This window comes from Actinophytocola glycyrrhizae (assembly GCF_042653545.1).
In the GTDB taxonomy this organism is placed as follows: Bacteria; Actinomycetota; Actinomycetes; order Mycobacteriales; family Pseudonocardiaceae; genus Actinophytocola; species Actinophytocola glycyrrhizae.
Genome location: NZ_JBHSIS010000017.1, coordinates 97,443 through 122,140 on the forward strand (window position 1 = coordinate 97,443; position 24,698 = coordinate 122,140).

At 70.4% G+C, this 24,698-nt stretch carries 19 protein-coding genes; 8 read left to right on the forward strand and 11 right to left on the reverse strand.

The genetic code is table 11. The features are described 5' to 3' along the window. The 3 genes from ACFPCV_RS26335 to ACFPCV_RS26345 are packed head-to-tail and all read right to left on the reverse strand — an operon-like array spanning position 1 to position 4,875. The gene (locus ACFPCV_RS26335) at positions 1-1,242 is read right to left on the reverse strand and encodes an acyl-CoA dehydrogenase family protein (protein ID WP_378059023.1); all 1,242 of its coding nucleotides are present in this window, start codon (positions 1,240-1,242) and stop codon (positions 1-3) included. Between the two features lie 7 nt (positions 1,243-1,249). Beyond that, positions 1,250-3,445: a molybdopterin-dependent oxidoreductase gene (locus ACFPCV_RS26340; protein ID WP_378059024.1), complete on the reverse strand. Its 2,196-nt coding sequence runs from the start codon at positions 3,443-3,445 to the stop codon at positions 1,250-1,252. Continuing rightward, positions 3,445-4,875, reverse strand: a complete 1,431-nt coding sequence (locus ACFPCV_RS26345; protein ID WP_378059025.1) for an FAD-dependent oxidoreductase — start codon at positions 4,873-4,875, stop codon at positions 3,445-3,447. The genes ACFPCV_RS26340 and ACFPCV_RS26345 overlap by 1 nt, the downstream gene beginning before the upstream one ends. A 743-nt stretch (positions 4,876-5,618) precedes the next feature. On the opposite strand from ACFPCV_RS26345, the gene ACFPCV_RS26350 reads away from it, so the two are divergent. After that, the gene (locus ACFPCV_RS26350; RefSeq protein ID WP_378059026.1) at positions 5,619-6,956 is read left to right on the forward strand and encodes a nucleotide disphospho-sugar-binding domain-containing protein; all 1,338 of its coding nucleotides are present in this window, start codon (positions 5,619-5,621) and stop codon (positions 6,954-6,956) included. Between the two features lie 149 nt (positions 6,957-7,105). Here the strand turns inward: ACFPCV_RS26350 and ACFPCV_RS26355 are convergent, their stop codons facing one another. Genes ACFPCV_RS26355 through ACFPCV_RS26365 form a run of 3 tightly spaced genes read right to left on the reverse strand, consistent with a single transcriptional unit; the run spans position 7,106 to position 9,455 of the window. Beyond that, entirely contained in the window at positions 7,106-7,375 is a 270-nt protein-coding gene (locus tag ACFPCV_RS26355; protein ID WP_378059027.1) for a MoaD/ThiS family protein, read from the reverse strand. Between the two features lie 15 nt (positions 7,376-7,390). Then, complete coding sequence (locus tag ACFPCV_RS26360) at positions 7,391-8,257, reverse strand: formylglycine-generating enzyme family protein (protein WP_378059028.1); 867 nt, start codon at positions 8,255-8,257, stop codon at positions 7,391-7,393. 52 nt (positions 8,258-8,309) lie between these two features. After that, positions 8,310-9,455 carry a cysteine desulfurase family protein gene (locus ACFPCV_RS26365; protein WP_378059029.1) on the reverse strand — a complete coding sequence of 382 codons (1,146 nt, stop codon included), beginning with the start codon at positions 9,453-9,455 and terminating at the stop codon, positions 8,310-8,312. A gap of 519 nt (positions 9,456-9,974) precedes the next feature. On the opposite strand from ACFPCV_RS26365, the gene ACFPCV_RS26370 reads away from it, so the two are divergent. Then, a complete protein-coding gene (locus ACFPCV_RS26370; RefSeq protein WP_378059030.1) occupies positions 9,975-11,504 on the forward strand; it encodes an FAD-binding oxidoreductase in 1,530 nt (509 codons plus the stop codon). Between the two features lie 202 nt (positions 11,505-11,706). Here the strand turns inward: ACFPCV_RS26370 and ACFPCV_RS26375 are convergent, their stop codons facing one another. Genes ACFPCV_RS26375 through ACFPCV_RS26390 form a run of 4 tightly spaced genes read right to left on the reverse strand, consistent with a single transcriptional unit; the run spans position 11,707 to position 17,811 of the window. After that, positions 11,707-12,954 (reverse strand): methyltransferase domain-containing protein, encoded by a 1,248-nt coding sequence (locus tag ACFPCV_RS26375; RefSeq protein WP_378059031.1) that lies wholly within the window; start codon positions 12,952-12,954, stop codon positions 11,707-11,709. A gap of 37 nt (positions 12,955-12,991) precedes the next feature. After that, complete coding sequence (locus tag ACFPCV_RS26380; RefSeq protein WP_378059032.1) at positions 12,992-14,104, reverse strand: DegT/DnrJ/EryC1/StrS family aminotransferase; 1,113 nt, start codon at positions 14,102-14,104, stop codon at positions 12,992-12,994. A gap of 10 nt (positions 14,105-14,114) precedes the next feature. Continuing rightward, entirely contained in the window at positions 14,115-15,380 is a 1,266-nt protein-coding gene (locus ACFPCV_RS26385) for an acyl-CoA dehydrogenase family protein (RefSeq protein WP_378059033.1), read from the reverse strand. A gap of 34 nt (positions 15,381-15,414) precedes the next feature. Then, entirely contained in the window at positions 15,415-17,811 is a 2,397-nt protein-coding gene (locus ACFPCV_RS26390; protein WP_378059034.1) for an NDP-hexose 2,3-dehydratase family protein, read from the reverse strand. Positions 17,812-18,005: 194 nt separating this feature from the next. Here ACFPCV_RS26390 and ACFPCV_RS26395 point away from each other — a divergent pair, with 194 nt between their 5' ends. After that, a complete protein-coding gene (locus ACFPCV_RS26395) occupies positions 18,006-18,980 on the forward strand; it encodes an NAD-dependent epimerase/dehydratase family protein (protein ID WP_378059035.1) in 975 nt (324 codons plus the stop codon). 354 nt (positions 18,981-19,334) lie between these two features. Then, positions 19,335-20,498: a glycosyltransferase gene (locus ACFPCV_RS26400; protein ID WP_378059036.1), complete on the forward strand. Its 1,164-nt coding sequence runs from the start codon at positions 19,335-19,337 to the stop codon at positions 20,496-20,498. A 124-nt stretch (positions 20,499-20,622) separates the two neighbouring features. Here the strand turns inward: ACFPCV_RS26400 and ACFPCV_RS26405 are convergent, their stop codons facing one another. Beyond that, entirely contained in the window at positions 20,623-21,042 is a 420-nt protein-coding gene (locus ACFPCV_RS26405; RefSeq protein ID WP_378059037.1) for a TSCPD domain-containing protein, read from the reverse strand. Between the two features lie 543 nt (positions 21,043-21,585). Here ACFPCV_RS26405 and ACFPCV_RS26410 point away from each other — a divergent pair. The 4 genes from ACFPCV_RS26410 (at position 21,586) to ACFPCV_RS26425 (ending at position 24,646) form a co-directional block, all read left to right on the forward strand. Then, positions 21,586-22,764: an acyl-CoA dehydrogenase family protein gene (locus ACFPCV_RS26410; protein WP_378059038.1), complete on the forward strand. Its 1,179-nt coding sequence runs from the start codon at positions 21,586-21,588 to the stop codon at positions 22,762-22,764. 32 nt (positions 22,765-22,796) lie between these two features. Further along, positions 22,797-23,225, forward strand: a complete 429-nt coding sequence (locus ACFPCV_RS26415; RefSeq protein ID WP_378059039.1) for an SgcJ/EcaC family oxidoreductase — start codon at positions 22,797-22,799, stop codon at positions 23,223-23,225. A gap of 71 nt (positions 23,226-23,296) precedes the next feature. Beyond that, on the forward strand, positions 23,297-24,340 hold the full coding sequence (locus ACFPCV_RS26420) for an NAD-dependent epimerase/dehydratase family protein (RefSeq protein WP_378059040.1): 1,044 nt from the start codon (positions 23,297-23,299) through the stop codon (positions 24,338-24,340). Positions 24,341-24,490: 150 nt separating this feature from the next. Next, the gene (locus ACFPCV_RS26425) at positions 24,491-24,646 is read left to right on the forward strand and encodes a hypothetical protein (protein ID WP_378059041.1); all 156 of its coding nucleotides are present in this window, start codon (positions 24,491-24,493) and stop codon (positions 24,644-24,646) included. The last annotated feature ends 52 nt before the right edge of the window (positions 24,647-24,698 follow it).

A 24,698-nucleotide genomic window follows, 5' to 3' on the forward strand; every position in this document is an offset into this window, starting at 1 on the left:
TCAGCTCGTCACGTCGAACACCAGTTTGGCGAGCTCGCGGTTGGCAACGCTGGCCAGGAAGACGCTCACCCCGGCGTGGCTGTGCAGGGTCGACATGTCCCGCCACACCCGCTCGACGCGCGCCCCGGACCGGACCGCGCTGGATCCCGCGGTCGGGAACAGGTGATCGGCGACCGCACTCCAGCACAGCCGGACCGACTCGCGGCAGATCATCGACAGCCGCAGGTCGACTTCGCGGGTGAACGTTCCCGGACCGCGTCCGGCGGTCTCGGTCCACTGCCGCACCGCGTCGGACAGCGCTGCCTGGGCGGCGCCGACGCGGCCCGCGGCTTCGCCGTAGTTGAACTGGTAGTCCACGTCCTCGGTGCGCGGGCTGAACGGGGGGAAGATGGTCCTGCGGTCCCGCATCAGCTCGGCATAGGCGTCCAGCGCACCGGTGGCCATCCCGACCGAGAGGGCGGCGAGGGGGAACTGGGCCATGCTGAGCACGCCGCCGCCGTAGAGGGGGTTGCCGTGCAGCTCCAGCCCGGGCGTGCCGTCCACGACCGAGGTCATGCCCATGTGGGTACCGACCAGTCCGAAGTGGGCGGGGATGTGGGCCTTCTCGATCGCGACACTGTGCGAACCGGAACCCCGCAGACCCAGCTGGGCGCCCCAGTCGTCGAGCCGCTGCCACTGCGCCCTCGGCACCGCGAACATCATCGGCGCCGGCGGTCCCTCACCGCCGGGCACCAGGGTGTGGCCGATGAAGTGGGTGGCATACGGGGAACCCGAGCTGTAGGGGTGGGTGCCGTCGACGACCCAGCCGCCGTCCTCGGCCGGTTCGGCCATGCCGATCATCGCGACCGTGGCCGGGGAGATGAAATCACCGCCCGCGAACAACTCGTCCTGCGCCGCCTCGGAGAACAGCGTCGCCGCCAGCACGGCGTGGGAGGCGCCGAAGGTGTACTGCCACGCCGTCGACGGACACCCCCGAGCGAGCGCGGACACGACCCGCAGGTAGGTGCCGAGGTCGAACTCGTAGCCGCCGTAACGGCGCGGCGTCAGCAGCCGGTAGAACCCGGCGCCGAGGAACTCGTTGTGCGTGTCCAGCGCGTAGTACCCGCGCTCCTCGGTCTCCGCCTGCCGGTCGACGAGGGTCGCCGCGATCCGCTCCGCGCGGGCGACGACCTCCTCCGGCGTCAGACCTGGCTCCGGGGGCAACGGGAAACCGTCCGCCGGCACACTCCTCGCGGCTGTCATGTCCTGGTCATCCCTTCGGGGAAAGTGCTGGCGTCGGGTATGGGCTGATGGTGACGGGGACGCCGTTGAACACCGCGTTGCCGGACGGGACGTCCAGCACCAGTTCGTCGGTCAGCGCGTTCGCGTTGACACCGGGTTCTTCCGCGGCGACACGCTGCGAGCCGCCCTCGTGCCCCCAGCCGTGCGGCAGGCTCACGACGCCGGGCATGACGACGTCGGTCTGTTCGACGTCGACGACCAGCTCGCCCTTGGCCGACCGCACGACGGCCCGCTCGCCCAGCCCGTGCCGGGCGGCGTCCGCCGGGTTGACGTGCAGTGTGCAGCGGTTGCTGCCGCCCTTCAACGACGGGACGTTGTGCAGCCAGCTGTTGCTAGAACGCAGTTGGCGCCTGCCGATCAGCAGCACCTCCCCGTCCTTCGCGGCGGGCTCGCGGGGCAGCCGGGCGAGGTCGCCGGTCACGCCGGGTGGCGCGAGCTCGACCAGGCCGGAGGGCGTGCACAGCAGTTCCTTCAGGCGCGGTTCGAGCGGGCCGAGGTCGATGCCGTGCGGCTTCGCCTTCAGCTGCGGGAGGGAAAGGCCGTACGCGCCGAGCCTGAGCAGGGCGTCGAGCACCAGCTCGGGGCTGCTGTCGCCCTCGAGTTCGGCCCGCAGCTCGGCGACGTCCCGGCCCTCGAACGGCGACCCCGGCATCTGGGTGGCCCCTTCGAACAGCTGGCCGATGAACATCTCGTCGACGCCGGACGGGTCCGCTGCAGCGCCCGCACCCGCCGCGATCAGCGTCAGCCGCGCCAGGATCTCGGCCTCGGTGCGCTGGTCCGGCTCCAGCGGCAGGATCGGCGGGGAGAACCGGGCGTAGTTGCGCACCGTCACCATCGACAGCAGGAAGTCGTAGTGCGCGGTCTGCATCATCCGCGGTGGCGGCAGGATCACGTGGGCGTACTTGGTCGTCTCGTTGAGGTACGGGTCGACGCACACCATGAAGTCCAGCTCGCGCAACGCCTGGCCCAGCCGGGGGCCGTTTGGCGTCGAGAGGACCTGGTTGGACGCGATCGAGATCAGCGCCCGGACCTTGCCCGCACCCGGGGTCTCGATCTCGTCGGCGAGGGTGGCGGCCGGCAACTCGCCGAGTACCTCCGGCAGGTCCCGCACCCGGCTGCGCCAGTTGCCCGTCGAGAACGGCTGCCCGGACCGGAACACCTCGAGGATGGCGGGTTTGGCGAACATGACGCCGCCCGCGCTGTCCAGGTTGCCGGTCAGCACGTTGACCACGTCGACCAGCCACTGCGTCAGCGTGCCGAACTCCACTGTGGACCCGCCCATGCGGGAGTACACGGCGGCCGTCGGGGCGGCCGCCAGCTCCCGCGCCAGCCGGACGATGTCGGCGGCGGGCACGCCGCAGAACCGCTGCGCGAACTCCGGGGGGAACTCCTGCGCGATCGCGCGCAGCTCGTCGAGGCCGTTGACGTCGACCGCGATCCCGGTCAGGTCCTCCGCGAGCAGCGTGTGGACGATGCCCAGCAGCAGGTAGGGGTCGGTGCCGGGCCGGACGGGCAGGTGCCGGTCGGCGAACTCCGCGGTCCTGGTGCGCCGGGGGTCGATCACGACCATCGTGCCACCGCGCCTGCGCAACGCCCTGAGCCGGCTGGGAAGATCGGGCGCGGCCCACAGGGAACCGTGTGTCTCCAACGGGTTCGCACCGATGATCAGCAGGTAGTCGGTGCGGTCGACGTCGGGCACCGCGAGCGCGAACGGGTCGCCGAACATGCTGCCCGCCGCGACGTGCTTGGGCATGTGGTCGATGGTGCCCGAGGAGTAGACGTTGGTGGTGCCCAGCGACTGGATCAGCGGCATCCGGTACAGGAACCCGGCCATGGTGTGGTACGTCGGGTTTCCGAAGTAGACGGCGACCGCGTTCTTGCCGTGCTCTTCGGTGATCCGCGTGAGACCCCGTTCCACGGCGGCGAAGGCCTCGTCCCAGGTCGCTTCTGCCCACTGGTCGCCGGTCCGGATCATGGGCACCCGCAGGCGGTCCGGGTCCTCGTCGACGTTGCCGAAGCTCGCGCCCTTCGGACAGATGTAGCCGTTGGAGAACGGGTCGTCCTGGTCGCCGCGCACCGACGTGACACGGTTGTCCGCGTCGAGGCTGATGGTCAGGCCGCAGACGGACTGACACAGGGGGCAGGTCCGGTGTGCCGTGGTCATCACGCTGCCCGGGGCATCTCGGTGACGTCGGCGAACACCGGCTCGACGCCGGGGGGTGCCTGCCAGACATGTGGCCGCAGGCTTTCCTTCGACGGGCCGAACATCGACTTGAACAGGATGCGCAGCATGAGGCCGGGGCGCATCAGCGACTCCGGCGTCTCCATCAGCGCGGCGACCCTGAAGTACGCGGCGGCCACCTTGCCGTCCCTGGTCGCGGCGATCTGCGTCCTCTTCAGGAACTTCTGCGCCATGCGCACCTGCCGGGTCCGGTCGCCCTTCACACCGGGGAAGGTCAGGTCGATCGTGTTGGTCATCTCCCACGCCTGGTCGATCGCATCCTTGGCCAGGTCCCGGAAGTAGTCGAGCGGAAGCGGGGTGGCCCCGCTGTGCAGGTGCTCGCGCATGGTGATCGCGCACAGCGCGGCGACGGTCATGCCCTGCGCGTAGACCGGGTTGAAGCAGGTGACCGCGTCGCCGGTGACGAGCAGCCCCAACGGGAACCGGTCCAGCTTCTGGTAGTGCCTGCGCAGGGTCGTCGGGAACCGGAACGCGACCGGCGCGTCGACCGGGTCGGCGTAGCGCAGGACCTCGTAGACATCCTTGGCACCCAGGGACTTGATCCATTGGTACAGCTCGGTCTGGTCGGTCGTCGGGTGGTCGCCGAGCAGGCCGTAGGTGGTCAGCTCGAGCAGGCCGCCATCGACCTTGAAGAAGACGTTGCCGCGCTGCAGGCCGGGGTGCGCGATCTGGTTGATGGCCGTGTCCTTGCCGAACGGGTCGCAGCCGGGGCGCAGCTTGTAGTGCTGGGTCACGTAGACCAGGTCGATCTTCTTGCGCTCCTCTTCCGGCTTGGCGTAGCCGAGCTGCTCCAGCCAGACCGGGGTGCGCGAGCCGCGGCCGGTCGCGTCGACCACGAGATCGGCTTCGATGATCTCCTCGGTCTTGCTTCCGTGCGCCTGCACCCGGGCTCCGGTGACCCTGCTCCTGTCCGCGGTCGTCTCGAGCCCGAGGATGTCGTGCTGCTCAACGAAGACCACGTTGGGAATGGCCTGCACGCGCTCGCGGATGTGCCACTCCAGCACCGGCCGGAGCACACCGAGCGCGGGAAGGCCGGCGGTTTCCTGCTTGAGGCGGTAACCCTGGGTGTACCAGCGACAGGTGCCTGCCAGGTCACCGATCGGTGCGCCGTTGTCGACCAGTTCCTGAGTGATCCCAGGGAAAAGCTCCTCCATGACGTGCACGCCTTTGGCCTGCAGACCGTTGGCCTGCTGGCTCTGCGGGCAGAACCGGCGCACGCCTTTGGTTCCGACAAGCACGTCGCGGTCCACGATCCGCACCTCGTCGTAGGCATCCGCGAGCACTCTTGCCGCGAACAACCCGGCGATGCTTCCACCGAGCACCACCGCGCGTGATCCAGCGTTGTGGCTCATCACGGTCTCCTCCTTGATACCTAAGACGCCTGTGGTTTCGTCATTGCTGACCGGGTGCATCCAGCGGAAGGAACTCGCCAGACCGCCGTCGACGCCGAGGTCAGCGTCACATTCGCTGCAGCACGCGGCATCTTCCGCGTTGCGCTTGCGCCCGATCACCACCAACCAGGCCCGCCCCACCTACCCCCATCGCAGATGGCCTCACCTGGATCTTCGTCGCATCCCACGCCACCGCGACAGGCACGAACCCATGACCACACAAGGCATCCGCCCCCGCCCAGCGAACACCAACCGCGCAGCGCCCACACCCCAGGCACCATCCGCCCCGACGCCGTGAATGGGCCGTTCAGGGCGCCCAGCGCCCTGAACGCGCCTTTCAGGGCATTCCCACGCCGTCAACGCGCCTTTCCCGTCCAGCGAGGACAAACCCCACACGGCAGCCCCCAGACCAGAAGGCAGACCCGCACCTGACCCAGAACCCACGCGATGACCATGAGCGCACTCACGAAGATGTTCGCGGCGGGCAGCCGCTGGCAGGCTGCTCACTGTCCAGCGGAGACGTGTCCTCGCCCCAGAGGTCCTGTTCGAGCTGACGACCGTGGCGCGGGTGCTGCGGCACGCGCCGCGCCGCCCCGAACCAGGCATGTCCTGGCTCGACGCCGCATGGCCGGACGGCGCCCGCCGCCCAAGGACGTGCCTGAGCCGCATGACCGCCCACCGAGATCGACCCGAAGGACGATGCCATGCGCGTGATTATCGCGACGGTGCCCCATCCGAGCCACTTCTACACGCTCGTTCCCTACGCCCAGGCGTTGCAGAACGCCGGCCACGAGGTCGTCGTCGCGGCGCCGCCGGGAGCCGAGCCGTCGCTGGTCGCGGCCGGTCTGACCGCCGTGAGCAACGGCGTGCCGACGCCGCTGACCCCCGCGAACCTGGAGAAGGTCGGCGTGCCCGACCTCGAGAAGATGGACCGCTTCGCCGACGCGTTCGGGTTCGACGAGGCCACCCGCGACCGTTGGGACTCCTTCTACCAGTTCTTCGCGTTCAACAACAGGATGTCCATCCCGACCGAGCCGCAGCCTGCGCTCGACGGGCTGGTCGACTTCGCCAAGGCGTGGCAGCCCGACCTGGTGCTGTGGGAGAACTGGTTCAACTTCGGCGCGATCATGGCGCGCGCGTGCGGCGCCGCGCACGGGCGGATCCTCATCAGCCCGGACTACGGCGCCTGGTCGATCGAGCTGTTCGCCGAGAGGGGCGACGAGGTCGCCGCGATCGGCGGGAACCCGATCGTCGAGGACCTCGAACCGGTGGCGCGGCGGTACGGACTCGAGGTCGACGAGGACCTGCTGCTCGGCCAGCTGACGATCGACCCGCTGCCCCGTGAGCTGCGGATGTCCCAGGACATCAACGCGACGCCGGTGCGGGCGATCCCGTGGAACGGTGGGGCGCAGAAGCCGGAGTGGCTCTACGGGAAGCCGGAGAAGCGCAGGGTCGCGCTGACGCTCGGGTTGTCCAACCGGCTGTGGCAGGTCGACGGCGACCCCCGGCTGCCGAAGCTGCTGGCGGCGGTGGGCGAGCTGGACGTCGAGGTGATCGCCACGGTCACCGAGACGCAGCTCAAGCAGGTCGAGCGGGTACCGGACAACGTGCAGGTCGTCGAGTACGTTCCGCTGACCCAGCTGCTGCCGACCTGCGACGCGATCATCTCGCACGGCGCCACCGGCACCTTCTGGGCGGCGCACTCGGCAGGCATCCCGCAGATCATCCTGGACACCGACGAGAAGCACCGGATGATCTGGACCCGCGACGGTGACAACGTCAGCGTCAAGAACGCCGACCGGCACGGCGACTCGTGGGTCTGCGCGAAGTACATGTCCGACCACAACGCCGGAATCCGGGTGAACCACCAGACCGAGACGGTCGAGGAGATCCGCGCGAAGATCAACACGCTGCTGACCGACCCGACCTACCGGGAGGGTGCCGCGGCACTGCACAAGGCCTGGCTCGACCGGCCGAGCCCGGCCGAGGTGATCCCCGAGCTGGTCCAGCTCGTCGAGAGGCACAAGGCCCAGATCGACTGACAGGTACCGCTGCGGCGTCTTCCCGGCCGGGGAGACGCCGCAGCGGCATGTCCGGCGGCGCATGTCCTGACGGCACGACAACGCCCGCGGCCCGGTCATCTCGGATCGAGGTGACCGGGCCGCGAGCGTCAGGTGTGTTCCGGGTCGGTTCAGCCGCCGGCCATCGGGGAGATGATGGTGACCGTGCTGCCGGGCGCGACCTCTGTGGTCTCGCGTAGATGACGCATGATGAGCTCGTCGTCGACGAACAGGTTCACGTACTTCAGCGGCGCGCCGTCCGCGCCGATCAGGCGGCGTCGGAACACCGGGTTCTCCTCGACGAACCGGCGCACGACGTCGTAGAGCAGGCCGGATCCCGCTACCTCGTACCCGGTCCGTCGTTCCGGCGACCACACCGCCGGCACAGTGATCGTGATCATGGTGACTCCTCCGTGCTAAGCGTCCTTCGCGCAACGGAAGCCATGCGCGAAGCTGGACCAACCGTCCGGGTCGCCGTGCATCCGTTCGGTGCAGCGGACCTGGTAGCGGAAGTTCATCCACGATCCACCGCGGATCACCCGGTAACGGCCCACCGTGGCGTGCATCGTGGGATCGCACCGGGTCGACTCGTCGTACAGGTGGGACACCGTGGAGGTCCACTCGTAGACGTTGCCCGCCATGTCGGCGCAACCGTGCACGCTGTCGCCACGGCCGGAGAACGCGCCGACGGGCGTGCTCAACGGCACCGGTCCCCGCTTGGCGTGCAGCGTCAGCCACCACTCCCGCCACGAGTCGAGCGTGGTCAGCGTGCCGGCGTGGTATTCGGCGGTGTTGGCGTTGTCGCTTCGCCATTCGTCGCCCCACGGCCAGATCCGGACCTCGACGCCCCGCGCCGCGAACTCCCACTCCGCCTCGGTCGGCAGCCGCATGCCCGCCCAGGCCGCATACGCGTTGGCGTCGTTCCAGGACACGTTGACCACGGGGTGGTCGTCGTAGTCGTCCGGCACGATCCCGGGACCGCCCGGCTCGCGCCACCACACCCCCTCGTGCTCGGTCCAGCCGAAGTCGTCGTAGATCATGCCGAAACCACGCCGCTCGGCGTCGGTCACGTAGCCGGTCCGCCGCACGAACTCGGCGAACTCGGCCACGGTGACCGGGTGCCGCGCCATCCAGAACGGCTCGACCGTCCGCCTGATCTGCGGCGTCTCGTCACCGAACCATTCCCTCGGCAGCGGCTGGTCCGAGGCCAACATCCAGTCCACCAGCCATGGCGGCGACCCCTGCAGGAACTCGCCACCCGGCACGAGAACCATCTGCTCCATCGCTGAATCGTCGCCTTTCCCACAGGTCTGCGGCATCCGACTGTCTCGCTGCTCAGGCCGCGGGGCGTTCCCGCGAGTCATGTCCGGTGGCCGCGGCCACCAGCCGCGCGGCACGGACGACCTCGTCCCGTCCGGTGAAGCGCCCGACGCTCACCCGGATGCTGCCCATGATCCGTTCCGGTGACAGGCCGAGCGCGGTCAGCACGTAGGACGGCTCCTCGGACGCGCTGTTGCACGCCGAACCGGTCGAGACCGCGACGTCGGTGAGGGAGGCCAGCAACCACTGCGCGTCCACCCCGGTCAGGGACAGGCTGACGGCGTGCGGGAGGAAGCCGGGGCCGGTCCCGCTGTTCAGCTCGAAGTCGACCAGGTGGGACAGCTCGTCGAGGAACACGGCACGCAGTCCGGCGAGGCGGCGCGACTCCTCGGTCCGGTGCTCGGCCAGGAGCTCCACGGCGGCGCCGAGCCCGACGATCCCCGCCGTGTTGAGCGTGCCGGCCCGCAGCCCGCGCTCCTGCCCGCCGCCGTGGCAGAGCGGCACGAGGTCCATTCTGCCGGTGAGGTCGTCGGACACGTACAACACGCCGACCCCCTTCGGCCCGTAGATCTTGTGACCGGACATGCTGAGGAGGTCGACGCCGAGCTCGTCGACGTCGATGTCGACATACCCCGCGCCCTGCGTGGCGTCGCAGTGGAACGGCACGCCGGCGTGCCGCGTCACCCTGCCGATCTCCGCGATCGGCTGGATCGTCGACACCTCGTTGTTCGCGAGCATCACCGAGACCAGCGCGGTGTCCGCGCGCAGGCTCTCGGCGACCTGCCGCGCCGAGACCCGTCCCTCGCCGTCCACCGGCAGCACGGTCACGTCGTAGCCCTCGACGCCCAGGAAAGCGCAACAGTCAAGCACTGACTTGTGCTCGACCGCCGTCGTGACGACATGGCCGCGGCGCCGGTTCGCGACGCCTTTGATGGCGAGGTTGTTCGCCTCGGTGGCACCCGAGGTGAAGTAGATCTCGCTCTTGCGCGCGCCGAGGAAACGCGCGACCACGCCACGTGCCTTGTCGATCAGCGCAGCGACCGCCACGCCCGCCCGGTGCGGGCTTCCCGGGTTCGCAAACTGGCGCTCGCTGACGCTCGTCATCTCCGCCAGCACGATCGGATCGATGGGTGTGGTCGCCTGGTGATCGAGGTAGATCATAGCTCTCCATAGCCCTTCGTCATCCGCAGTCATCCGCACTTCTTGGTCAGGCAGCGCGGTCGGCTGCGCTCCCACCGGTCGCGCTCACGACATGGCGCGGGGTGTTCTGGTACGCGGCCAGACCGGCCGTCCTGCCGGACACGCGGGCGGGGCTCACCGTGCCGTCCTCGACGAACAGGTCCGCGATGGTGTCCGCCTCCCCGTGGGCTGCGTGGGCATCCGCCGATGTTTTGATTCGACATTGCCTTGGCAGGACCGAAAGCGCATCTCCGGACTTGCGAATTCCCTTGTGGCACAAAGGGCAGGGACGGCACCGCAGGTACGAACGCCCACCGCAACGGGGGAGATGTGCCGGGTGGCGGCGGGTGTGAGGCTGGCCGCGCGGCTGAGTCGCCCCCGTCCGGTGCGGGTGGTTCTCCCGCGCGCGAAGCAGGGCACGTCAGAGGATGCGTTGCCCGCACGGCTCGCACGAGGATCTCAGGACCACACGGCCACAACGAGGACGAGCGAGGTCCAACCATGCCAAACCGTCGGGACTTCCTGCGACTGGGCGCCGGTGCCGGTGCGGCCGCGGTGATCGGCACGCCGCTCGCGGCCGCCACCGCGAGCGGCGCGGTGCCATCCGGTCGTCGCCGGGCTGTCAACTGGGCGGCGTTACGCCGCCACCTCGCGGGCGACGTGGTCCTGCCGGGTGAAGCGGACTACGAGCGGGCCCGCCAGGTGGCGAGCACCCAGTTCGACGCGATCCGGCCGCAGGCCGTCGCGTTCTGCGAGTCGAGCGCCGACGTGGCGACGGTCGTGCGCTTCGCCGGGGACCACGCGCTGCACACGGTCCCGCGCAGCGGCGGGCACAGCTTCGGCGGCTACTCGACCACCGACGGCGTGGTCCTGGACGTCTCCCGGATGAACCAGATCCAGGTCAACGGCGCCACCGTCACCGTCGGCTCGGGTACCCAGCAGATCGACGCGCTCGCGGCGCTGTCCCCGCGCGGACTCATGCTCGCCGGCGGGCAGTGCGCGACGGTCGGCGTCGGCGGTTTCCTGCAGGGCGGCGGGATCGGGATGCTGACCCGCAAGGTCGGCCTCGGTGCCGACCGCATGGTCAGTGCCAGGGTCGTGCTGGCCGACGGCCGGGCGGTGCGCGCGTCCAGGCGCGAGAACGCCGACCTGTTCTGGGCACTGCGCGGCAACGGCGGCGGCAACTACGGAGTGATCACGAGCTACGAGCTCAAGCCCGTGCGGGTCGCCTCGATGGTCAACTACATCGTCGCCTGGCCCGTCGACGCGGCGAAGCAGGTCGTCGAGTCGTGGCAGCCGTGGGCGATCGGCTCGCCGTGGGACCTCGGCGCCTCGCTGGCGGTGTACACCCCCGACGCCGCGACCGTGCCGCCGTCGGTGGTCGCGTTCGGCGCGTGGTTCGGCTCGCCCGCCGAGCTCGACCGCATGCTCGACGCACTCGTCGCGCAGGTCGGGGTCGCGCCCGCCGCACGCGTGGTGGCCCAGAAGACGCCCTACGACGCGATGATGGAGTGGTACGGCTGCACACAGCTGACCACCGAGCAGTGCCACCGGGTCGGCTACTCACCGGAAGCACAGATGCCGAGGACGAACTTCTACCAGACCCGCAACCGGATGTTCGCCGGTCCGGTGCCCGAGGTGGACGATCTGCTCAGTGCGTTCGAGACCGACGCACGCGCGGGCCAGTTCCGGATGCTGTACTTCGAGACCCTCGGCGGCAAGGCCGGTGTCCCGAGCAGGCGCTCGACCGCCTATGTCCACCGGAACACCGAGATGCTGTGCGGCTACTCGATCTCACTGACCTCCCCGGACTACACCGCCGAGGACACCGCGGCCTGCAGGCAGTGGCTCGCGGGCGGCTTCGCCGCGCTGGACCCGCACTCACTCGGCGAGAGCTACCAGAACTTCATCGACCCGGCGCTCCCGAACTGGCAGGACGCGTACTACGCGGAGAACTACCGGAAGCTGGTCGCGGTCAGGCATCGCTACGACCCGCACCGGTTCTTCCACTTCGACCGCGCCATCGGCTAGTCGGTTTCGGCGACCGTGTGCTGGTCGACGGCGTTGGCAGTGCCCTGAAAGGCGCGTTCAGGGCGCTGGGCGCCCTGAACGCGCCTTTCAGGGCACTTGTTGTCTCGGGCTCCCGGCCTGTCTGTTCGGCGAGGACACCGCCACACGGGAAGACCGGCCAGCCTGGGGCTGGCCGGTCTTCCCGCGCGGCGCCGGTTCTGGGTCAGACCACGTGCACGTCCGGCACGTACAGCAGCCACCGGCCGCCGTTCGCGACGAACTCCTGCTCCTTGGCCATGATCTCCTCGGCGTGGTTCCACGCGAACAGCAGTGCGTAGTCGGGGTAGTTCTCGGCGAAGTCCCACGGGGGCCGCACCGGGATGCGCTGCCCGGGGGTGACGAGCCCCTGCTTCGCGACCGTCGAGTCGCTGATGAACTCGACCAAATCCGGCCCGATGCCGCAGAAGTTGAGCACCGTGGCGCTCTTCGCGGTCGCGCCGTAGCCGACAACGCGACGGCCCTCGGCGCGCAGCGCGGTCAGCTTCGCGACGAGGGCCGTCCGGATCTCCCGCACGCCCCGTGCGAACTCCCGCAGCGTCGCCGCGGCCGTGAGCTCGCGCTCGGCCTCCTCCGCCAGCAGCGCCGTGACCGCCGCCGACGGCGTGCGCGCGCCGAGCCGCGCGATCGTGTAGCGCACCTCGCCGCCGTGCACCGGCAGCCGCCGCACGTCCACCAGGTCGAAGCCGAACCGGTTCGCCACCGCCTGCACCGAGCGTGCGGAGAACAGGTAGAAGTGCTCGTCGTAGATCTGGTCGAACGACCGCTTCTCGATGATGTCGCCGAGGTAGGGGTCCTCGAAGACGAACACGCCGTTCGGTCCGAGCAACGCGTCCACGCCGCGGAAGATCGAGTCCAGGTACGGGATGTGGCAGATCGTGTTGGCCGAGTAGATGACGTCGGCCGGCCCGTCGACGGCGGCCGTCTCCCGTGCCGTCGACTCCTCGAAGAAGTCGTTGCGCACCCGGACACCCGCGGCCCTGGCCATCTCGGCCACCTTGCCGGACGGCTCGAAGCCCAGGTGGCGGACACCTGCCTCGGCGACGGTCCTGAGCATGACACCGTCGTTGCTGCCGATCTCGACGATGAACGGGTCGGGGCCGGTCAGTTCGGTCTCCAGGAAGCCCTTCGCCACGCCGGAGAAGTACTCGGTCATGTACCGCGAGCCGGTCGAGGTGAACGGGTAGTCCTCGTGGAACATCTCGTCCCTCGGCACCTCCTCGACCAGCTGCACCATCGTGCACGTGGTGCAGTGGCCGACGGCGAGCCGGAAGAAGAACTCGCCGGAGGTGTCCTCCTGGGTGCGGAAACGCTGGGAAACGGGCTGGCTGCCCAGGTCGAGGAACTCCTCGACCTGACCACCGCAGACCCGGCAGGTGACGTCGGGTGGGGTCGTGCTGTCCCGATCGGTCACGGGTAACCTCCTCAGTCGTTCGGTTCGATGGCGCGGCTCAGAGGTCCGCGATCACGTCGCGGAGCGCGCCGATCACCTTGTCCTGGGTGTGTTCGGGCAGCGACGGGTACATGGGCAGCGAGAAGATCTCGCCGGCGAGTCGTTCGGTGACCGGCAGCGAGCCGGTGGCGTAACCGAGGTGGGCGAACCCGGTCATCGTGTGCACCGGCCACGGGTAGCTGATGTTGAGCGCGATGTCGTAGGCCTTCAGCCGCTCGATGATCTCGTCGCGGCGGGGGTGGCGGACCACGTACACGTAGTACACGTGCTCGTTCCCGGGTGCCGTGGCAGGCAGGCGCAGCCCGGCGAGGTCACCGAGTCCCTCGGCGTACCGGTCGGCGATCGCCTGCCGGGCCGCCACATAGTCGTCGAGGCGGCGCAGCTTGCGGCGCAGGATCTCGGCCTGCAGCTCGTCGAGACGGCAGTTGTGGCCGGGCGTGGCGACCACGTAGTACTGCTTCTCCATGCCGTAGTAGCGCAGCCTGCGCATGTTCTCGTCCACTGTGGAGTCACGGGTGAGCACCGCGCCCCCGTCGCCGTACCCGCCGAGGACCTTGGTGGGGTAGAAGGAGAACGCGGCGGCGTCGCCCATCGTCCCCGCCTGCCGGCCGTGGTGGCTCGCGCCGTGGGCCTGCGCGCAGTCCTCCAGCAGCACGAGGCCGTGCTCGTCGGCCAGCCTGCGCAGCGGGCCCATGTCGACGCACTGCCCGTAGAGGTGCACCGGCACCAGTGCCTTGGTGCGCGGCGTGATCGCGGCCGCGACCTGCTCGACGTCCATCAGGAAGTCCTCCTCCCTGATGTCCACGAACACCGGTGTCGCACCGGTTCCGTCGATGGCGACCACGGTCGGCGCCGCCGTGTTGGACACGGTGATCACCTCGTCACCCGGGCCGACACCGAGTGCCTGCAGGCCGAGCTTGACCGCGTTGGTCCCGTTGTCGACGCCCGTGCAGAGTCCGCCGCCGTGGTACTCGGCGAACTCCGCCTCGAACCCGCTCACGCTCTGCCCGAGCACGAGGTGACCCGACTCGAAGACCGTCGTGACCGCGTCGAGCAGGTCCGACTTCTCCTTCTCGTACTCCAGCAGGTAGTCCCAGACCCGAGTCGTCACGAGAGCTCCTTCACCTGGTTGCTTCCGCGGACCGTGCGGCCCGGACGTTCATGTAGTTGCTGTCGTGGTCGAGCCCGAGTGCCTGGGCGCTGAGGTAGTCGACGCCGTCTGGGTAGGTGTAGGGCTGCATGAAGCTGCCCGCGCGGGCATCCCGGTAGAGCCGGGCGAGCGGGTGCGCCGCGGTGTAGGAGGCGCCGCCGACCAGCGTCACGCAGTCGCCGACGATCTCCGGCACCACCTTGTTGGCGTGCTGCTTGGCGTACTGGAACGGCAGCATCATGAGCCTGCCGCGCTCGGCGAGGTCCCCGCTGAGGTCCACGTTGGCGATGTCCGCGTTGGACAGTGCGGAGCCGACGGTGGCGCGCAGGGCGTAGAGCCGCGTGTCGATCTCGGCGACGAGCGTGCGGACCGCCGCGGCCGGGGTGCCGCGCCGCCGCGCCACGGCCGCCACCGCGATGTCGCGCGCGGCCTGTGCGATCCCGACGTAGACACCGAGGTTCGTGCAGGAGCTGACCGTCTGCCCGGCCAGCCCAACGTCACTCCGTGCCCCCACCACGCCGCGCAGCAGGACGTTCTCGTCCGGCAGCCGGCAGTTCTCGAAGACGATGTCGACGGTGCCCGACGCCCGCATGCCGAGGCCGTCCCAGTTGTCGAGGACCGTCATCCCCGGCGTGTCCCTGGCCAGCACCGGTGCGGCCAGCCGGTGCGGCTCGCCATCGACCCGCGTCTCGGCGGACACGATCACGTGCCTGGCGACCTGGGCCATGGTCACCAGCGTCTTGCGGCCGTTGAGCAGCCAGCCGCCCGACCCGTCCGGGGTCAGCGTGGTGACCCCGGAGTGGTGGTCCTTCACCCCGCCGCACACCGGGTCGCCCGCGGCCATCAGCTTCAACACCCGTGCGGCCAGCTCGCTTGCCGCGGGCGAACCGTGCTTCCACTCGTACTGGAAGGTCAGGCCCCGGCTGAACTGGGCGTGCAGCACGAGCGCCGTCGACGCGTCCGCTTCGGCGATCCTGCTCAGCACGACCGCGACGTCGTAGAGGCTGCGCACGCCGACACCGCCCAGCTCGGCGGGCACCGTGCCACCCAGCACACCGTTTCGGCCGTACGCCTCGATGACCTCGGCCGGCAGTGTGCCCGCGCGGTCGTGCTCGGCCGCGCCGGCACGCACGGCCGGGAGGTGCTCGTCGACCAGGTCGAGCAGCGCGCGCCCCTCGTCGGTGACCGGCTGGTGGAGCGCGCCGGACGCCTTGTGGATCACGGTATCGGTCAGCATGTCGTTCCCACCAGCTCCTAGTTCACGGACCCGCTCAGTCGTACAGCCGCACCGCTCCGGTGTGGATGGCCGCCAGCAGCGTGCGGGCCTGGATGTTGACGTAGTGGCCGTGCCTGAGCAGCGAGCCGAGCTGGCTCGGCGTCACCCACAGGTAGCCCTCCGGCGGCCGCAACGGCGCCTGCGACTCGTCGGCCTCGACGATGAGGTAGCGGTTCTCCGCGTTGAGCAGGCGGCCTCCCTCCTCGGACTGCACGGAGGTGTAGCGAACGCGCTCCGGCGCCGCGTCCAGCACCAGGTCGAGGAACCGCGAGCGGGGCGACCCGTCGAGCTCGTGGTACTGCGGGGTGAGCTGCACCGTCGGCCCCATCTCGACGCCGTTGCGGAACCCGCCCTCGGCTCGTGCGTGCACCAGCAGGTGCGGCACGCCCGCGATTTGGCGCAGCACGAACGCGATGAGCCCGAGGCGGATGGGCTCGATCAGCGGCTGGCTCCACCGGGCGACCTCCCGGCGGTCGGCGCGCACCGAGACCGCGACCACCTGGAAGTACCAGTCCCGCGCGTGCCTGATCGCCCACTCGTCGCTCGACCAGTCGGTGACGTCGGCCAGGGGGATGTGCCGGGCGGCCACGTCGTACCGGGACCGCTCCGCGGTGAACCAGGAGAGCACCTCGGCGTCGGAGTGCAGCGCACCGGGCTCGGCAACGCTCGCGGGAGCGCAGGCGAGGACCGTGCGGGTGTCCATGTTGACGACGTTGTCCTGCCACAGCAGGTCGCCGACCTGACCGAGGGTCAGCCAGCAGAAGTCCGCGCGCGGCGGGACCTCCTCGTCGACCTCGATGATCATGTTCCGGTTCACCTTGCGGGAGAACCAGGAGCCGTGCTCGGACTGCAGCACGTCCGCGATCACCTTGCCGCGCCCCGGGTCGAGGAAGTACTCGAGGTAGGGCACCGAGGCACCGTTGTGCACACCGGTGTAGTTGCTGTGGGTGGCCTGCACGGTGGGCGAGAGCTGCAGCGGTTCCGGGTTGCCGGGCTCCATCTTCGCCTGCAGCAGGCAGTGCAGGACGCCGTCGAACTCCTTGACGAGGATGCCGAGGATGCCCACCTCCGGCTGCACGATGATCGGCTGCTGCCAGTGCCGGTAGGAGCGCGGCGAGCCGCCGTCCACGGTGACGTCCAGCCCCTCGATGGTGAAGAACTTCCCGCTGCGGTGCGCGAGGTTGCCGGTTTCGGGGTGCGTGGACCAGCCGTCCAGCTCGGTGATCGGGATCCGCTCCACCTGGTATCGGTGGGCCCGGGCGCGACCGCCCAGCCAGGCGGTGACCTCGGCGGTGTCGTGCAGGTGGCGCCCGTGCTTCGCGGCGGCGGAGTCGGCGAGCCTGCCGGGCAGCGACAGGTCCTCGCGGGGCTCCAGCCGGATCGGAGCCGTGCCGCGGTCGCCGGCGGGCACGATCCAGGCGAACCTGCCGACCACGAAGTCACGCAGCGAGGTAGCCCTGACCGACGCGCCGTCGAACACGATCGAGTCGGTGAGCGTGGCCGCGTGGATCACGCAGTCCCTGCCGACGGCGGTGTTCGGCCCGACCTTGCTTCCCTCCACGACGGTGTCGGCACCGACGATCGCCGGCCCGACGATCCGGGACCGGACCACCCGCGCCCCGGCCGCCACCACGACCGGGCCCACCAGCTCCGTCTCGTCGTCGACGTCACCGGCGATGTCGCGGTGCAGCTCGCCGAGCATCTGGCGGTTGCACTCGAGCAGCGCGTCGGGGGACTCGACGGCACGCCAGAAGCCGTAGTACTCCTGCGAACCGATCTCGACGCCCCTGCCGTGCAACCAGCGGACCACGTCGATGACGCCGGGCTCGGTGGCACCGGAGGTGGCGGCGGAGACGGCCGCGGCGGCAGCGTGGATCTCGGCGGTGAAGAAGTACGCGCCGATGACGGCCAGGTTGGAGCCGCCGGAGTCCGCCGGGTGGTCCCGCAGGTCGAGCACGACGCCGTTCTCCCCGACCTCGGCCACGACGAACGCGCTCGGGTCCGGCACCTTGTGCACGAGCAGTTGTGCCACCGGGCGGGTGGACCTGAACTCCGCGGCCGCCGCACCGAGCCCGTCGGCGAGCAGGTTCCCGCCGGAGTACAGCAGGAAGTCGTCACCGTCGAGAAAGTCCCGGGCCGCGGCGAGGGCCGGCAGGGTCCCGGGGGCGCCATGGTGGGGAATCACGCGGACGTCGCCGCCGACCGCACCGACGGTCTGCGGCTCGCGGTCGTCGATGACGAGCCCGATGTCGGTCACACCGATGTTCCGGATGGTCTCCAGGACGTACTCGAGCAGCGGCTTGTTGGCGATCCGCACGAGGTGGGCCGGCGTGGACCGATCGACCGGGCTTCGCCAGCTGTCCCAGCCGCCCGGCAGCACAAGAGCCTTCATGAGCCCGTCCTCAGTGACCGTAACGGAGCTGGACTTCCTGCAACACACAGTGACCTGACCGGTGGTCGGCGGCATCTCCCGAGTTGCTTTCCCGCCATGGCAACGACTTCGTGCGAAGGCGCAACTCCGGAGATGCCCGGGGGACCGCCAGGAAGAAGGGTGGTAGCCGTCCGCCCGAGGTGAGGAGCCATTCCATGACCGAGCCCGAACGTCCCCTCGTCGCCGTGCTCGGTGCGTCCGGCTTCATCGGCTCGGTCGTGACCGCGGCGCTCGCCGAGCGGCCCATCCGGTTGCGCGCGGTCGGCCGCACCCGCAGCGTCGTGCCTGCCGGCGGGGCGGCCGACATCGAGATCCGGACCGCCGATCTGACCGTCCGCGGGGAACTCGAGGACGCGGTGGCCGGCGCCGACGCGATCGTCCACCTGGTGGCCCGCACCACCGGTTGGCGCGAGCCCGGGGCCACGGCGGCGGGCGAGCGGGTGAACGTCGGGGTGCTTCGCGACCTGCTCGACGTGCTGGCAAACCGCCGGGACACCAGCGGGCCCGCTCCGGTCGTCGTGTACTCCGGCTCGACGTCCCAGGTCGGGGTGCCACCGCGGACCCGGCTGGACGGCACGGAGGCCGACCGGCCGGAGATCCCGTTCGACCGGCAGAAACTCGCCGCCGAACGGCTGCTGCTGGCGGCCGGCGCGGCGGGCGTCGTCCGGGGGGTGTCGCTGCGCCTGCCGACCGCGTTCGGGCACAGCCCCGTCACCGGCGCGCTCGACTCCGGGGTGCTCACCTTCATGGCGCGCCGCGCGCTCGCAGGCGAACCGATCACGATGTGGCATGACGGGACGGTGCTGCGGGACCTCCTGTACGTGCGCGACGCCGCGAGCGCGATCGTCGCCGCGCTGGACCACGCCGACGCGCTCGCAGGCAGGCACTGGCTGGTCGGCACCGGTGTCGGCGCACCGCTTGGCGATGTGTTCCGCACGATCGCCGAGCTCGCCGCCGAGCGGACCGGGACCGAGCCGGTGCCGGTCGTGTCGGTCGAGCCGCCCGGCGTGGTGTCGGAGACCGATCTGCGCAGCGTGGTGATCGACGCAGGCGCGTTCCGCGCGCGCACGGGCTGGCGCCCGACGGCCGACCTGCGCGAGGCGTTGCGGGCCACTGTCGCGGCCGCCTGACCGTGCTCGCCGGGCCGAGGCCGGCAACGGCTACCCGACAATTCTTCGGTCGGAAATAGGGATTGTATTTTGGCTGCCATCTCCTGGTGTGCCGTGACCGGTCACGTGTCGGCATTGTTGAGGTCGGTGTTTGGCACGATGGGAGGAAGAAAAACAATTCGAAATCGATAGGGTTGGAACGTGGGATTCAGCGCCGACTCCGAGGACGTGCCCGCGGGCCGGGTCGGCTGAGCTGATGATCTCCGGCGGCCGGATCCGGGACAACTCGACGGTCGCCGGGTACACCCCGCTGCTCCAGTACGAACGCGCGACGGGGTGAGCCGGACCGCCGTGTGTCGCGTGTGGAGAGGCAAGATGCGGATACTGTTCACGACCGTTCCCCTGCCGGGGCACTTCTTCCCGCTGGTGCCGCTCGCGTGGGCGTGCCGGGCGATGGGCCACGACGTGCTGGTCGCCACCTCGGAGGACTTCGTGCCCGAGGTGCTGCGGTCCGGGCTCGCCGCGACGGCCACCGGAGCGGTCGCGAGTTTCGCCGGTCTCACCGCGGGTGGCGACCCGGACGGGCTCGCCGGGCGGCGGCACGTGAACGGCCGGGTGTTCGCGCGTATCGCGGCCGACAACCTTCCCGGCGCACTGTCTGTTGTGGACTGCTGGCGGCCGGACCTCGTGGTCAGCGAGCGCGCCGAGGTGGCGGGGCCGATCGCCGCGGCCACCTTCTCCCTGCCCACCGCCGAGCTGCACTGGGGTGTGGCGCCGCTGGTGGAGTATCGCGCGGCGGCGGCCGAACTGCTCGCCCCCGACCTTGCCGCGCTCGGCCTGTCCGCGCTGCCCACACCGGCGCTCGCGCTCAACCCGTGGCCGTCGAGCCTGCGCCTGCCCTACGCGGCGGGCCATCGGCGCATGCGCAACGTGCCCTACGACGGTGACTCCCGGGTGCCGGGGTGGGCGTTGCGCTCCCGCGAGGTGAAGCGGGTGTGCCTGACGCTGGGCACCGTGCTGCCCCGGCTCGGCGAGGACGGCGCCTACGAGACCGTGATCCCGATCGTCGAACTCCTCGCCACGCTGGACGTCGAGATGGTGATCGCCGTCGACGAGAAGATCGCGGTGAAGTGGCCCGCACTGCCGCCCGCGGTCCTGCAGGCGGGCAGGCTCCCGCTGTCGCAGGTGCTGCCCGCCTGTGACCTGGCGATCCACCACGGTGGCCAGGGCACCGCGCTGACCGCGATCGGTGCCGGCAAGCCACAACTGGTGCTGCCGATGCTGGACGACCAGTTCGACAACGCCGACGCCGTGGCCTCCTCCGGCGCCGGGCTGTGCCTGCGCCCGGAGGAGATGACCCCGAGCGGGGTGGCCGAGCACTGTCTCGAACTGCTCCACAACCCCCGGTTCGCCCAGGCCGCCACGGACCTCGCGGCCGAGATGGCGGCCCAGCCCCCACTGGTCGACCTGGTCGGTGAGCTGGCCGCCGTCGCAGATGGCGGAGCTGTCCGCGCGACCCAGGAGGGGGAGAGCACCTGAGCGGCACCTACGCCACCGGGACGACCGCGGCCGCACCGTCCCGCGGCCTGTCAAGAACGTGGTGCTGTGGGTGCTCCATGCACTGATGGCGACCCCGGCCAGGCTCGCCCGCCCGGCGGCCGGGTCACTCTGCCTTCCTGCGCACGTCGTCGAGGATGAACAGCTGCCCGGTCGTCTCGGTGTCCTCTTCGGACACGTGGTCGAGCGCGATCCGCCGCGCCACCCAGTCCACGACGCTCGTCACCTGGGGAAGGTCGGGGTCGTCGGTGCCGCCGAGCGGCTCGAACCGGATGTCGGCGAGCTTCGCCACGACCACCTCGGCAGGCACGCCGTACTGCAGGGCGAGCGACAGCACGATCGAGAACGCGTCCATCAGACCGTGCGTCGTCGAGCCTTCCTTGCCCCACTTGGCGAACACCTCGGCAGGTCTGCCGTCGGCGAACCGGTTGGCGGTCATGGACACGGCCGCACCGCCGATCACGACGGTGTGGGTGACACCGGAACGGCGCCGGGGGAGGGGCTCCCGGGAGGACGTGTGGTTCATGCCGCTACCTCCGATGTACTACTGGCCCTTGGGAACCGTAGGCCCCGCGGGTACCCGCAGCCATCTCCGAGGCTGCCGCCCCGACAGCCGCACATGGACCCAACATCCTGCCGCCCGGTCCGGGACAGGAACATCTCCGTGAGTGCGTAGGACTCTTGCGATCCTGGACCGAACAAAACCATGCCCGCACAGCACCCGCCGTGCGCCCCCGGCGTCGTGAATGGCGCATCGACGGCACAACGAGTGCCGTGAATGGGCCGTTCAGGGCGCTGAGCGCCCTGAACGCGCCTTTCAGGGCATTGCCACATGCCCCTCCGCCACCCCCGAGACCTGCCCGTCCGGCGAGGACAAAGACCCACCAGCAGGACCCTGCCGAAGCCTCACGGAGACCGAAGCCCCACGAGCGAGAAAGGTGGCCGCACGCCGGGAGATGCGCCGGAGGGCGTGCCAAGGGACTCTCGATGAAGAACAGCCGCGGACGCAGGCGCCGCCTCGCGCGACAGGTGTTCGTGCTTGTCAGAAATCCCTTGCTTGGAGGACATCTTGGCCACCACGATCCCATCGCGCGAGGACATCGTGCGCAAGGCGACGGAGCTGACCCCGCTCCTGCGCAAGCACGCGTCCTGGGCCGAGGAGAACCGCAGGCTGCACGACGAGTCGATCGAGGCGCTCGCGGACGCCGGTGTGTTCAGACTGCGGCGGCCCAAGCACTTCGGCGGGTACGAGGCGGACACCCGCACGCTCGCCGAGGTCGGTGCCGCGCTCGGCCAGGGCTGCGGCTCCACCTCGTGGGTCGCGTCGGTGTACTGGATCCCGACCTGGATGGCGTGCCAGTTCCCGGACGAGGTGCAGGCGGAGGTGTTCGCGACCCCGGACACCCGGATCTGCGGGACGCTGAGCCCGTCCGCGATGGCGACGCCCGTCGACGGCGGCATCGTCGTGAACGGCAGGTGGGGTTTCATCAGCGGCGCCCACCACGCGGACTGGCAGGAGGTCATCTCGATCCTCGTGCCGCCGGACGGTGAGCCGTACCCGGTGATGGCGCTGGTGCCGATGTCGGACCTGTTGATCGTGGACGACTGGGACACCTCCGGCCTGCGCGGCACCGGCAGCGTCAGCACGGTGGCGAAGGACCTGTTCATCCCGCAGGAGCGCGTGCTGCCGCTGCCGGTCGTGCTCGGCGGCCAGACCGCGTCCAAGCGCAACGCGAACACCCCGATCTACCGTGCGCCACTGCTCCCGGTCGCCGCCGCGTCCTCTGTCGGCACGATCGTCGGCATGGCGAAGGGCGCCATGGACGCCTTCCTGAAGCGGCTGCCCGATCGCAAGATCACCTACACGGACTACGGCAGCCAGCGCGAGGCGCCGATCACCCATTTCCAGGTGGCCGAGGCGACGCTGAAGACCGACGAGGCCGAGTTCCACGCCACGCGGCTGGCGACCCTGGTGGACGCCAAGTGCGAAGAGGGCACGGAGTGGAAGCTGGCGGAGCGCGCGCGGACGCGGGCCGACCTCGGCGTGGTGGTCCGGCTGGCCAAGGAGGCCATCGACCTGCTCGCCACGGGCAGCGGTGGATCCTCGATCTACAGCGGAATCCCCATGCAGCGGATCAACCGCGACATCCAGGCCGTGCACCAGCACGCGCTCATGCACCCCAACACCAACCTGGAGCTCTACGGCCGGGTGCTCTGCGGCCTCGAGCCCAACACGCTCTACATCTAGTCCCGGTCAGCCGACATGAGGAGGAAGCCAGGATGACCACCGATGCGGGCAAGGCCGCGGTCGCCGCTCTGACCCAGAAACTCCTGGCCGCGTGGGCCTACAACGATGCCGACGCGTTCGCGGACCTGTTCGTCGAGGACGGCACCATGATCCTGGCCGGGGTGTTCTGCTCCGGTCGCGACGAGATCCGCGAGCACGTGGCCAAGGAGTTCGAGGGCCGCTGGAAGGGCACCCAGGTGACGGGCACGCCGATCAGCATCCGCTCCCTCGGCCCGGACGTGACGCTCCTGCTGAGCAACGGCGGCATCCTGGAGGCCGGGGAGACCGAGGTCTCCGAGGACAGCGCGATCCGCGCTTCCTGGCTGGCGGTCCGCCGCGACGGGGAGTGGCGGCTCGCCGCGTACCAGAACTCCCCGCGCCACGACGCGAGCGCCACCGGTTCCGCCGCCCGCGCGGCCTGACCGACGAGCGTCCACCTGGGCCGTTGCCCGTCCCCGACGGGCGACGGCCCTTGTCGCACCGGAGGCATTCGATGTTGGTGAGCGTCACCGGCGGCACCGGGCTCGTCGGTTCGCACACGGTCGCCGCGCTCGTGGCCGACGGGCACCGGGTGCGGCTGCTCGCCCGCGACGAGTCCACGGTGGACCGTGCGCTGTCGCCGCTCGGGGTCGGTGCGGGCGCCGTCGACGTGGTCACCGGCGACGTGCTCGACGAGTTGTGCGTCGCGCGGTTCGTGCACGGCGCGGACGCGGTGCTGCACGCGGCGTCGGTCTACTCGTTCGACAGCAGACGGCACCGGGAGATGGGTGCGGTCAACGTGGCGGGTACGGCGGCCGTCCTGGACGCGGCGCGCCGGGCGGGTGCCGGCCGGGTCGTGTACGTGTCGAGCTTCGGCGCGCTGCTGCCCGCCCGTGGCCGGGTGCTCGGCCCCCGGTCACCGGTCGGCCGCCCTCGGGAGCGCTATCTGGCGACCAAGGCCGCCGCGGAGACCGTCGCCCGCGAACACCAGGCGGCTGGCGCGCCGGTATCGATCACCTATCCGCCCGCCCTGCTCGGCCCGCACGACCCCAAGATGGGGGACCAGACCACCCGGCTGCTCAACACGCTGCGCGGCCGCATGCCGATCTGGCCGCTCGGCGGGCTCCCGGTCGGGGACGTGCGCGACACGGCCGCGCTGCACGCCGCCCTGCTCGCCGCCCCGGGGAACGGCTGGGAACGCGTGTTCGGCCCCGGCCACCACCTGACCACCCGCGCGTACGTGCGGACGTTGCGCGAGGTCACCTGCCGTGCCCTGCCCACGGTCTACCTGCCTGCCCGCGCCATGTTGCCGGTCGGCGTGCTCGCCGGCCTGCTGCAGCGGGTGTGGCCGTGGCACATCCCGGCCGAGTACGGCGCGATCTACACCTGTGCCTGTGCGGCGCGGGTCGACGCCGGCGCGGACACCGGCGGGGTGACCGCGCGGCCGGTGGCCGAGACGTTCACCGACACCGTGCGCTGGCTGCACCGCGAGGGCCACCTGTCCGCGCGGGCGGCCGGTGCCGCCGGTGTGCGTGTGCATGCGGGTGAACCTCGCTGATGGTTCTACCCGGTTCTTATCCGGTCGCTGTTACCCGCCGATAGCGGACCCTAAACCTCTTCAACATCAACTGAAGGCGTGCCGTCGTTGACTCGTTCTCGAGCGGGACCCCCGCCGAAACGGAAATCAACGAAGTCTCGGAGGCATTCCATGTCTGCCATTCGCAAGGTTGTCGTGTCCGCCGCCATGCTGTTCCTGGGCCTGTCAGGCGTGTTCCTGGCGGCCGGTGTGGCGTCCGCCGCGACCACCGAGAGCCGGGCGTACGCCATCGAGTGCGACGACGACTGGCAGACCCCCTGCCCGTGAGTCGCCGCAGTTGAGCCGCAGGTGAGATGACGCGGTGGCAGGCGACGACTCG

What these genes read in the sequence shown, in the direction of transcription:
- ACFPCV_RS26425 (WP_378059041.1), top strand. Translation starts at nt 24,491, where the DNA reads ATGTCTGCCATTCGCAAGGTTGTCGTGTCCGCCGCCATGCTGTTCCTG.
- ACFPCV_RS26370 (WP_378059030.1), top strand. Translation starts at nt 9,975, where the DNA reads ATGCCAAACCGTCGGGACTTCCTGCGACTGGGCGCCGGTGCCGGTGCG.
- ACFPCV_RS26345 (WP_378059025.1), bottom strand. Translation starts at nt 4,875, where the DNA reads ATGAGCCACAACGCTGGATCACGCGCGGTGGTGCTCGGTGGAAGCATC.
- ACFPCV_RS26390 (WP_378059034.1), bottom strand. Translation starts at nt 17,811, where the DNA reads ATGAAGGCTCTTGTGCTGCCGGGCGGCTGGGACAGCTGGCGAAGCCCG.
- ACFPCV_RS26360 (WP_378059028.1), bottom strand. Translation starts at nt 8,257, where the DNA reads ATGGAGCAGATGGTTCTCGTGCCGGGTGGCGAGTTCCTGCAGGGGTCG.
- ACFPCV_RS26340 (WP_378059024.1), bottom strand. Translation starts at nt 3,445, where the DNA reads ATGACCACGGCACACCGGACCTGCCCCCTGTGTCAGTCCGTCTGCGGC.
- ACFPCV_RS26365 (WP_378059029.1), bottom strand. Translation starts at nt 9,455, where the DNA reads ATGATCTACCTCGATCACCAGGCGACCACACCCATCGATCCGATCGTG.
- ACFPCV_RS26395 (WP_378059035.1), top strand. Translation starts at nt 18,006, where the DNA reads ATGACCGAGCCCGAACGTCCCCTCGTCGCCGTGCTCGGTGCGTCCGGC.
- ACFPCV_RS26355 (WP_378059027.1), bottom strand. Translation starts at nt 7,375, where the DNA reads ATGATCACGATCACTGTGCCGGCGGTGTGGTCGCCGGAACGACGGACC.
- ACFPCV_RS26405 (WP_378059037.1), bottom strand. Translation starts at nt 21,042, where the DNA reads ATGAACCACACGTCCTCCCGGGAGCCCCTCCCCCGGCGCCGTTCCGGT.
- ACFPCV_RS26420 (WP_378059040.1), top strand. Translation starts at nt 23,297, where the DNA reads ATGTTGGTGAGCGTCACCGGCGGCACCGGGCTCGTCGGTTCGCACACG.
- ACFPCV_RS26415 (WP_378059039.1), top strand. Translation starts at nt 22,797, where the DNA reads ATGACCACCGATGCGGGCAAGGCCGCGGTCGCCGCTCTGACCCAGAAA.
- ACFPCV_RS26400 (WP_378059036.1), top strand. Translation starts at nt 19,335, where the DNA reads ATGCGGATACTGTTCACGACCGTTCCCCTGCCGGGGCACTTCTTCCCG.
- ACFPCV_RS26350 (WP_378059026.1), top strand. Translation starts at nt 5,619, where the DNA reads ATGCGCGTGATTATCGCGACGGTGCCCCATCCGAGCCACTTCTACACG.
- ACFPCV_RS26385 (WP_378059033.1), bottom strand. Translation starts at nt 15,380, where the DNA reads ATGCTGACCGATACCGTGATCCACAAGGCGTCCGGCGCGCTCCACCAG.
- ACFPCV_RS26335 (WP_378059023.1), bottom strand. Translation starts at nt 1,242, where the DNA reads ATGACAGCCGCGAGGAGTGTGCCGGCGGACGGTTTCCCGTTGCCCCCG.